The sequence below is a fragment of the Microbacterium sp. HMWF026 genome, from assembly GCF_003061325.1.
GTDB classification, from domain to species: domain Bacteria; phylum Actinomycetota; class Actinomycetes; order Actinomycetales; family Microbacteriaceae; genus Microbacterium; species Microbacterium testaceum_E.
The window spans coordinates 1-8,464 of record NZ_QAJB01000140.1 but is presented as its reverse complement, the minus strand read 5'-3'; the positions used below and the strand labels follow the sequence as shown (position 1 = coordinate 8,464).

Annotated in this window: 9 protein-coding genes; 5 read left to right on the top strand and 4 right to left on the bottom strand. The window is 72.4% G+C overall.

Features of this window, described 5'->3' with window-relative positions:
- Positions 1-351: energy-coupling factor transporter transmembrane protein EcfT (locus tag DBR36_RS18235; RefSeq protein WP_258222590.1), on the top strand; the 351-nt coding region annotated here is incomplete at its 5' end.
- Between the two features lie 176 nt (positions 352-527).
- On the opposite strand, the gene DBR36_RS06195 is transcribed toward DBR36_RS18235, so the two are convergent.
- On the bottom strand, positions 528-1,022 hold the full coding sequence (locus DBR36_RS06195; RefSeq protein ID WP_258222589.1) for a GNAT family N-acetyltransferase: 495 nt from the start codon (positions 1,020-1,022) through the stop codon (positions 528-530).
- Positions 1,023-1,095: 73 nt separating this feature from the next.
- On the opposite strand from DBR36_RS06195, the gene DBR36_RS17315 reads away from it, so the two are divergent.
- Genes DBR36_RS17315 through DBR36_RS06160 form a run of 4 tightly spaced genes read left to right on the top strand, consistent with a single transcriptional unit; the run spans position 1,096 to position 4,474 of the window.
- Positions 1,096-2,064 carry a hypothetical protein gene (locus tag DBR36_RS17315; protein ID WP_146185252.1) on the top strand — a complete coding sequence of 323 codons (969 nt, stop codon included), beginning with the start codon at positions 1,096-1,098 and terminating at the stop codon, positions 2,062-2,064.
- Between the two features lie 45 nt (positions 2,065-2,109).
- On the top strand, positions 2,110-2,871 hold the full coding sequence (locus DBR36_RS06170; RefSeq protein WP_108318038.1) for an SDR family NAD(P)-dependent oxidoreductase: 762 nt from the start codon (positions 2,110-2,112) through the stop codon (positions 2,869-2,871).
- Positions 2,868-3,647, top strand: coding sequence for an enoyl-CoA hydratase/isomerase family protein (locus DBR36_RS06165; protein WP_108318037.1), 780 nt, complete (start codon positions 2,868-2,870; stop codon positions 3,645-3,647). Before DBR36_RS06170 ends, DBR36_RS06165 begins: the two co-directional genes overlap by 4 nt.
- Complete coding sequence (locus DBR36_RS06160) at positions 3,644-4,474, top strand: NAD(P)-dependent oxidoreductase (protein ID WP_108318036.1); 831 nt, start codon at positions 3,644-3,646, stop codon at positions 4,472-4,474. Before DBR36_RS06165 ends, DBR36_RS06160 begins: the two co-directional genes overlap by 4 nt.
- Positions 4,475-4,669: 195 nt before the next feature.
- Here the strand turns inward: DBR36_RS06160 and DBR36_RS06155 are convergent, their stop codons facing one another.
- Genes DBR36_RS06155 through DBR36_RS06145 form a run of 3 tightly spaced genes read right to left on the bottom strand, consistent with a single transcriptional unit; the run spans position 4,670 to position 8,417 of the window.
- Complete coding sequence (locus tag DBR36_RS06155) at positions 4,670-5,659, bottom strand: ornithine cyclodeaminase family protein (RefSeq protein ID WP_258222588.1); 990 nt, start codon at positions 5,657-5,659, stop codon at positions 4,670-4,672.
- The gene (locus DBR36_RS06150; RefSeq protein WP_108318035.1) at positions 5,659-6,882 is read right to left on the bottom strand and encodes an amidohydrolase family protein; all 1,224 of its coding nucleotides are present in this window, start codon (positions 6,880-6,882) and stop codon (positions 5,659-5,661) included. Before DBR36_RS06150 ends, DBR36_RS06155 begins: the two co-directional genes overlap by 1 nt.
- On the bottom strand, positions 6,879-8,417 hold the full coding sequence (locus tag DBR36_RS06145; protein WP_108318034.1) for an ABC transporter substrate-binding protein: 1,539 nt from the start codon (positions 8,415-8,417) through the stop codon (positions 6,879-6,881). The genes DBR36_RS06150 and DBR36_RS06145 overlap by 4 nt, the downstream gene beginning before the upstream one ends.
- Positions 8,418-8,464 lie beyond the last annotated feature (47 nt).

Below are 8,464 nucleotides of genomic sequence, written 5' to 3'. Positions count from 1 at the left end.
AGCCGGTTCGTGCTGGGGGTCCTCGCGGGGGCGCGGACGGTGGGGCTCTTCGTCGACGACTGGCGCACGATGGCCCTCGCCCGCCGTGCGCGCGGGCTCGGCGACCGCGGCGCGATCCGCCGCTTCTTCGGCATGGCCTTCGTGCTGCTCGTCTTCGCGGTGCGTCGCGGCACCACGCTCGCCACGGCGATGGAGGCCCGCGGCTTCGGTGCGGACGTCGAGCGCACGTGGGCGCGCCCCTCGACCGTGTCGACTCGGGATGCCGTGGCCCTCGTCGGGGCGGCGGTGCTCGTCGCCGTGGCACTCGGCGCCGCGGTGGCGACGGGGGTCTTCCGCATCGTCGGGACGTGACGCCCCGTTCGCGCCGCCCCGCCGGCCCCGGTGGGGCGCCCGTCGAGACCGCACGTGATCGCCGAGCCCGCTTCCTTTCGGCGCCATAGCACCGCGGTCTCGGCGAAAGGCTGCGGTCTCGGCGCCGGGCGGGCGCCCGGGCGGGCGCCGGGCGGGCGCCCGGGCGGGCGCCGGGGTCAGAACACGTACTCGAAGCAGAGCGAGCGCGGCATCGTCTCGACGTAGGGCTCGTAGACGGGGATGGGCGTGAAACCCGATGCCGCGTACATGCGCAGCGACTCGGGCTGCATGCGCCCGCTCTGCAGGATCACGCGTGCGGCTCCGCCGCGGCGGGCGCGGTCGACGACCTCGGCCGTCAGTGCCCGACCGACACCCCGACGCCGCGCCGCGGGCACGACGACGAGGCGTTTGAGCTCCCACTCCGCGCCGAGCCGGCGCAGCATCACGTGGCCGAGCGGAGTGCCGTCGTCGTCGACCGCGAGCAGCGTGGTGACGATCTGCTCGGGATGCACCGCCAGAGCGGCCGCGCGCTTCGCGGCGAACGCCGGGGTGTCGTCGGCGTCGGCGTCGCGGTAGCGCTCGTCGAGGTCGGCATCCAGCATGCTGCGCAGCTGCACCGCGCGGGGGTCGTCCACCTGGACGCTCTCGATCCGGTACCCGGCTTTGATCACCGTTCGAGCCTACGTGCGCCCCGTCGTCCCCGACCGGCGCCGGCCGGGGCAGAATGAGCGGAGGGGAGGTGCGATGGAGCTGTCGTGGGGATTGCTGGCGGTCTGCGTCGCGGTCGCGTCGGTGGTGCTCTTCGTGGCCATGCCGCGTATCGGCACGCCCGCGCCGATGATCCTCTTCCTGCGGTTCGTGGCGGTGTCGGGGGTGACGGCCGTCGGCTCCAGCGCGATGTACTTCATCTACACGGCGGCGGGCGGCATCCTGCCCCTGGTCCTCGGCGACGTCGCGATGGTGCTCTCGCCCGCGCTGCTCGCGGTGGCGGTCGCCGTCCTAGACGGCCGCCGCGCCCGCGTGACCTTTGCGGCCGTGCTGGCGCTGACCCTGATCGTCGCGATCGTGACGGCGACCGTACCGCTGCCCGCGTCACTCGCGGTGAAAGCGCTGGCTCTCGCCGTGGCCTCGGGGGCCTGCGCGTGGGCGTGCGCCCGCGCACGCATCGAGCCCTACGGCCCGCTGCGCGTGATCGGGATCACCACGGCGGTGTTCGCGCTGTACTGCGTGGCGCGGGTCGTCGTGGGATTCGCGGCCGGATGGGAGTCGGGGTTGTTCCGCGCCGGATTCTCGTTCGCACCCGCGACGGTGCTGGGAGGGGTGGCCGTCCTCGTCGTCGGGGCGGCCGTGATCCGTCTGCGTTTCACCGCACCCGCGCCGCCGCCACCGCTCGTGTGCCCGGCCGGCTCCGCGGTCGTCGTCGGCGACTGGGACCTCGCCTCGGCGGCCTACGGTCCCGAGCGCCTGCGGGGGCTCGTCACCGAGCTGCGCGCCGCCGCCCGCGACCTCGACCCCGACGCCGTCGACGTGCCCCGGGGTGCGGAGCTGTCGACCCCCGACGCCCTCGACGCGGTGGGGCGGCACCTCGCCGCGGCCTACCGGTGGAAGCCCGAAGAGGTCATCCTGCTGGTCGACGGCGCGGCGACGGCCGCGATCCGCACGCACCCGGTGCGGGTCTGGCAGCGGCGTCTCCGCCGCCGCGCACGAGCCTGAGTCTCGGCTAGGGTGGGACCCGGTTTCAGCTTCGAAGGAGAACGCATGGACATCACCGGAGCCTCGGCCCTCGTCACCGGGGGCGCCTCGGGACTGGGCCTGGCCACCGCGCGCCGCCTCGCGGACGCCGGGGCGCACCTCACGATCGTCGACCTGCCCTCGTCCGCGGGAGCGTCGATCGCCGGGGAGCTGGGCGGGTCGTTCGTCGCCGCGGATGTGACGGATGCCGAGCAGATCGCCGCCGCAGCCGCCCGCGCCGCCGAGGCGGGTCCCCTGCGCGTGGTCGTGAACTGCGCCGGGATCGCCCCTCCGGCCAAGGTGCTCGACCGCGACGGCACCCCCTCGCCACTCCCCGACTTCGAGAGCGTGATCCGCGTCAACCTCATCGGCACGTACAACGTCATCGCACAGACCTCCGCCGTCATGGCGCAGACCGATCCCACCGAGGGCGGCGACCGCGGCGTCATCGTCAACACCGCGAGCGTCGCGGCCTTCGACGGGCAGATCGGCCAGCCCGCCTACTCGGCGAGCAAGGGCGGCGTGCACGCCATGACCCTTCCGATCGCGCGCGAACTCGCCCGCCACGGCATCCGCGTCACCACCATCGCCCCCGGCATCATGGAAACGCCCATGCTCAAGGGGCTGCCGCAGGCCGCCCAGGACTCCCTCGGACAGCAGGTGCCGTACCCCTCGCGTCTGGGTGCCCCCGACGAGTACGCGCGGCTCGTCCTCGCGATCGTCGACAACGGCTACCTCAACGGCGAGACGATCCGCCTCGACGGCGCGATCCGGATGGCGCCGAAATGACCGACGGCATCCTGCTCTCGATCCGGGACGGGCTGGCCCGGGTCACCTTCGACCGGCCCGCCTCGCTCAACGCCATGGACTTCCCCATGGCCCGCCGCTGGCGCGACGTCGCGCACGAGGTCACGTCCGACGCGTCCGTCGGCGCGGTGATCCTGGATGCCGAAGGCCCCGCCTTCTGCGCGGGCGGCGACGTCGTGGCGATGGCGACGACCGGCGCGACGGGCGCCGAGGTCACCGAGACCGCCGCGGCGATCCACGACGGCATCCGCACCTTCGCCGAGGCGCCCCTGCCGATGGTCGCCGCCGTCCAGGGCGCCGTCGCGGGCGGAGGCCTGGGCCTCATGCTGACCGCCGACTACGTCGTCGCGAGCGAGAACGCCCGCTTCGTCAGCCGGTACGCCAACATCGGGCTCACCCCCGACCTGGGCGTCTCCACCCTGCTCCCGGCGGCGATCGGACAGCGCCGCGCACTGCAGCTGCCGCTGCAGGACCGGATGCTGGATGCCGCCGAGGCGCTCGAGTGGGGACTGGTCGCCGAGGTCGTGGCATCCGCGGATCTTTCGGCGCGGGTCGAGCAGATCGCGTCCTTCTGGCTGGAGGGGGCGACCGCCGCGTTCGGAGAGGCCACGCGCCTCGTGCGCGTGGGAGCCGGACGGACCCTGGCCGAGAACCTCGACGACGAGGCCGCCACGATCGGCGCCGCCTTCGAGACCCCCGACGCCAAGGCCCGGGTCGCGGCCTTCGCCGCCGCCTCCGCGAAAGGACGCCGCTCATGACGCTCTCTGCGAAGACCATCCTGATGTCGGGCGGCAGCCGCGGCATCGGCCTCGCCATCGCGCTGCGCGCCGCACGCGACGGCGCGAACATCGCGATGCTCGCCAAGACCGACACGCCCCACCCGAAGCTCGAGGGGACGGTGCACACCGCCGCCGACGCGATCCGCGCGGCGGGCGGACGGGCGTTGCCCATCGTGGGCGACGTGCGCGACGAGGACTCCATCGCCGAGGCCGTCCGCCGCACGGTCGCGGAGTTCGGCGGGATCGACATCGTGGTCAACAACGCCAGCGTCATCGACCTGTCGGGCTCGCTCGAACTCGCCACCAAGAAGTACGACCTCATGCAGGACGTCAACGTGCGCGGCACCTTCCTGCTCTCGCGCGCGGCCGTGCCGCACTTGCGCGAAGCGTCGAACCCGCACATCCTGTCGCTGTCGCCGCCGCTGAACGTCACCCCGAAGTGGCTCGGAGCGCACACGGGTTACAGCCTGGCCAAGTTCGGGATGACCATGGCGACGCTGGGGCTGGCGGCGGAGTTCGCCGACGCCGGGATCGCGGCCAACACGCTCTGGCCGCGGACGACCATCGCGACCGCGGCCGTGCAGAACGTCATCGGCGGCGACCGACTCATGCGCGTCTCGCGGACGCCCGAGATCTACGCGGATGCCGCGTACGAGGTGCTGACCGCGCCGTCGCGCGAGCTGACCGGGCGGACGCTGATCGTCGAGGACGTGCTGCTCGAGGCCGGGGTCACCGACTTCTCGGAGTACGCGGCGGTGCCGGGCACGCCGGACGAGGCGATGTACCCGGACATCTTCCTCGACTGAGGGGGCGGGGCGCCGCGCTCTCCAGGGGGCGTCAGTGAGGGCTGCGAGAAGCGCGTTCGTGGCGAGGAACGCCGTGGCGCGGGTTGGCGAGGGACTCGATAAACGCCGTCCGTGCTGAGAAACGCGGTGTCGGGGCGTTTCTCGGCAGGGACGGCGTTTCTCGGCAGTGGCGCTCGCCGCCGGGGCGACGGGCGGCTACGCGCTCAGGTCGACGAGCGTTCCGAGACCCCGCTCGCGGGCGGCGCGGATGAAGACGTCGGCGACCGCGACGTCCTGCGCGCCGATCCCCACGGAGTCGAACAGCGTGATCTCGTCGGCGGACTGTCGGCCCCGGACGAGATCGGCCACGACCTCGCCGATCGTGCCGATGACGTCGGTCTCCGCGATGGCCCCCTCCGCGATCGCACGCAGGAGGTCGCCCGACTTCGTCCGTGCCGTCGCCCGGTCGTCGACCCAGATCGACGAGCGCGCCATGGCGGCCCCGTCGACCTCGCGTTCATCGGCTCGCGGGCGGGCGCCGACGACGTTGAGGTGCTGTCCCGGTCGCAACCACGCGCCCTCCACGATGGCCTCGACCGACGGGGTCAGCGTGCACACCACGTCGGCACGCTCGACCACCTCGCGAGGGGATGCCGCAACCTCGATGCTCGTCGGCCACCCCTCGTCGCGCAGGTCGGTGACGAGGCCGTCGGCCCGCTCCCGCGTCCGTGACCACACCACGAGCCGGTCGAAGGGACGCACGTCGCGCAGGGCCAGGGCGTGCTCGCGCGCTAGGGCGCCGGCGCCGATGAGGCCCAGCGCGCGGCTGTCGGGGCGCGCGAGAGCCCCGGTGGCCACCGCGCTGGCGGCGGCGGTGCGCACCCGCGTGGGCACCGCGCCGTGCAGGAGGGCGACGGGCGACCCGTCGACGCGGTCGACGACGAGGATCATCGACCGCTGGGTCGGCAACCGACGCTCCGCGTTGTCGGGCACGTCGGCGAGCAGCTTCACCCCCGCGAGGTCGGACGCCTCGGACACCGCCGACATCAGGATGAAGCGGGCCGAATCGGCGGGGGTCGCCATCGACGTCGGGCCGGGCTGGTCGGCATGGCCCTCGGCGATCTCGGCGAACCCGCGCGAGACGGCCGCGGTGATGGCCGTGCGGTCGACCAGACCCTCGAGCTGGGGTGTGCTCAGCAGCAGCATCAGACCCGGCTCCCCTCGGTCAGCTCGAGGGCATCGGCTACCACGGTCCCGCGGAAGAGCACGGTGCGATCGCTGAGTCGGTCCATGACGGCCGCGGTGACGGTCTCGCCCGCGACCACCACGAGGTCGGCGGGGTCGCCGACGCCGAGACCGGGCTGGGCCTCGCCGCGCGCCGGCATGGCCGCCCGGCCCATGACCGCGCGTCCGCCCACCGTGGCGATCGCGACGCAGTGCTCGATGTCGTCGTCGCGGCGGAAGCCGTTGGTGAACGCGAGCTGCCAGGTGCGGTCGAGCATGTCGGTGTTGCCGTAGGGCGACCAGTAATCGCGCTGACCGTCCTGGCCGAGACCCAGCGCGATGCCGTACTCGTCGAGCAGGCGCGTGGGAAGCGGAGACCGGGGAGCCACGGTCGCCATCGAGATGCCGAGTTCGCGGAAGTGCTCGAGCAGCGCCCGCAGTTCCGCCTCGGGAAGGCCTGCCAGGCCGTATCCGTGCGAGACCGTCACGCGACCGCGCATGTCGAGGGCGCGGGTGCGCTCGATGATGAGCTCGGTCGAGAACTTCGCCAGCTGGTCGGGCTCGTGCAGGTGGATGTCGACGGGGGCACCGTGTCGCTCCGCGATCTCGAACACGGCATCGAGATGACGCACGGGGTCGCGGTCCAGGGCGCACGGGTCGATCCCGCCCACGACATCCGCGCCACGGCCCATCGCCTCATCGAGCGCCTCGATCGACCCCGCCTCCCGCAGCAGACCCGCCTGGGGGAACGCGATGATCTCGACCTCGCAGCGATCGAGATTGGCTTCGCGCGCCGCGAGCACGGCATCCAATCGCTCCATTCCGGCATCGACGTCGACCTGGGCGTACGTGCGCACCTGGGTCGTGCCGCGGGCGATCGCGCTCTCGAGCGTCGTCGCGACGCGATGCTGCATGCTCTGCTCGGCGCGGCGCCAGTTCTCGCGGTCGTTCAGCATCATCCCCCACACCCCGGGCACCCCGGTGTGCGGGCGGAACGGCAGGCCGATCCGCGTGGAGTCGAGGTGCACGTGCACGTCGGCGAACGACGGCAGCAGCAAGCGGCCGCGGCCGGCGACGGTCGTCGCATCGGGCTCGACGGTCGCGGTGCCCGCGGGATGGATGCCGGAGATGAGGCCGTCTTCGAGGACGACGTCGGCGAGGGGACCGCCCCAGGGGCGGACGTCCGTGAGGACGGTGGTGCTCATTCGAAGCTCGTTCCGGTGAAGTCGTAGAGGCCGTCGGCGCGGGGGGTCCAATTCAGTCCGCTGACGGCGGCGAAGTTGTTGAAGGGGACGTACAGGGGCACGAAGTAGCCCTGCGCGTTGCTGTAGTCCAGCAGTTTCGCGAAGACGGCCTGGCGGGCGTCGCCCTCGACTCCGCGCTGCTCCTCGGCCCACGCGGAGGTTGCGGGATCCTGCGCGTAGTTGTTGTTGCCCGCCGTTTCGTAGAAGTCGGTGAGAGGCAGATCGCCGTCGAGGGTGGAGGGGGCCCAGGTGTTGAGGTAGACCCCCTTCATCTCCTTGCCGCGCACCTTGAGCGTGTGGCTCTGCTGGTCGGCTCCGCGCATGTCGACGGCGATGCCGACGGCCTGCAGGTACCCCTGGATGCTCTGCGCCACCTCGCTGGAGAGCGGGATGCGGCCGTCGGTGGCGTAGTCGAACGGGATCGGCGTGCCCTCGTATCCGGCTTCCGCGAGGAGCGCCCGGGCGCCGTCGGGGTCGTACGCGACGGGCTCGACGGAGTCGGAATAGCCCTCGACGGCCGGCGCGATCATCGCCTTGGCGGGCTCCGCGAGTCCGGACAGCAGGGAGTCGACGATCGCTCCGGTGTCGATGGCCTTGGCGACCGCCTCGCGCACGCGGACGTCTTTCAGGGGACCGGAGGTGGAGTTCACCCCGAGGAAGACGACGCCGTTCGAGGCGGCGGAGAACGTCTGCGCCGACGGCGCGGCCTTCACCGACGACACCTGGGTCGGGCCGATCTGGGCGACGTCGAGGCTGCCCGAGAGCACGCCGTTCGCGCGGGACTCGGTGGACGAGACCGGCTGCAGCGAGATCTCCTCGAGTGCGGGCGCGGGGCCCCAGTAGTCCTCGTTGCGCTTCAGGTCGTAGGAGACGCCCGTGGTGATGGTGTCGAAGACGTACGGCCCCGAGCCGATCGGATCCTGAGCGTAGGCGTCGGCCCCCATCTTTTGGTAGGTGTCGGCGGGCACGATGGAGATCAGCGAGGTGTTGCGGGGGAACGCCGAGAACGGCTGCTTCAGGAAGAAGCGCACGGTGGTGGCATCCACCGCCTCGACGCGGTCGAGGGACGAGAGATAGGCGTAGTTCTCGCCGCTGGGGTCGCCGAGGATCGTCTCGTAGGTGAAGACCACGTCGTCGGCGTCGACGGCCTCGCCGTTGCTGGCGGTGACGCCGGGGGTGAGCGTGAACTCCCACTCGGTGAGATCGTCGTTCGCCTTCCAGTCCGTCGCGAGCTTGGGTTCCAGCGTGCCGTCGGCCGCGATCTTCACGAGCTGGTCGTGCGTGTGGAAGAAGACCGACAGCACCACGAGGGCGCCCGAGCGGATCGGATCCATCGAGCTGGGGTCGGTCGGCAGCGCCGCGGTTAGGCTCGTGCGCGCGGTGCCCTCCGAACCGGTGGGCGAATCGAAACCGCCGGCGCATCCGGCGAGGATCAGGCTGCCGAGGGTGAGGGCGGCGGCGCCGCTGAGGGTGCGGCGGGCTGTCGAACGGGTCATGTGAGGGCCTTTCGGGTGGGTGAGGCGGAGGAGGGGGCGGGTTCGTC